Genomic DNA, 769 nt, shown 5'->3' with positions numbered 1-769 from the left:
GAGACAGTGGGGAAGTCGTTACGCCATTCGTGCAGGTCGGAACTTACCCGACAAGGAATTTCGCTACCTTAGGATGGTTATAGTTACCACCGCCGTTTACTGGCGCTTAAGTTCTCCGCTTCGCCCCGAAAGAGCTAACAGGTCCCCTTAACGTTCCAGCACCGGGCAGGCGTCAGTCCATATACATCGAATTACTTCTTCGCATGGACCTGTGTTTTTAGTAAACAGTCGCTTCCCCCTGCTCTCTGCGGCCATACAACGCTCCACCCGCGCGGGGCTTCACGTCTCCGGCCCCCCTTCTCCCTAAGTTACGGGGGCAATTTGCCGAGTTCCTTAACCACAGTTCGCCCGATCGCCTCGGTATTCTCTACCTGACCACCTGTGTCGGTTTGGGGTACGGGCCGCTAAGAACTCGCTAGAGGCTTTTCTCGGCAGCATAGGATCACTGACTTCACCTGAATCGGCTCGGCATCACGTCTCAGCCCACATGTGGTGCGGATTTGCCTACACCACGGCCTACACGCTTACCCCGGCACAACCACCGGCCGGGCTCAGCTACCTTCCTGCGTCACCCCATCGCTTGACTACTACCCATCAGGTTCCCACGCTCCCCACCCTCAACCCGAAGGTCTTGGATGGTTTGGGTGGTTAGCACAACGAGGTTCATCAGGGACGCTCTTTCGCGGGTACGGGAATATCAACCCGTTGTCCATCGACTACGCCTCTCGGCCTCGCCTTAGGTCCCGACTCACCCAGGGCGGATTAGCCT

1 rRNA gene is annotated in these 769 nt (G+C 57.5%); it reads right to left on the bottom strand.

The features are described from left to right. Positions 1-769 (bottom strand): 23S ribosomal RNA (locus QCZ28_RS34400); the annotation flags it as partial.

Source organism: Micromonospora sp. DH14, from assembly GCF_029809455.1.
Lineage (GTDB): Bacteria > Actinomycetota > Actinomycetes > Mycobacteriales > Micromonosporaceae > Micromonospora > Micromonospora parva.
This window is presented reverse-complemented; position numbering and strand designations above follow the sequence as displayed.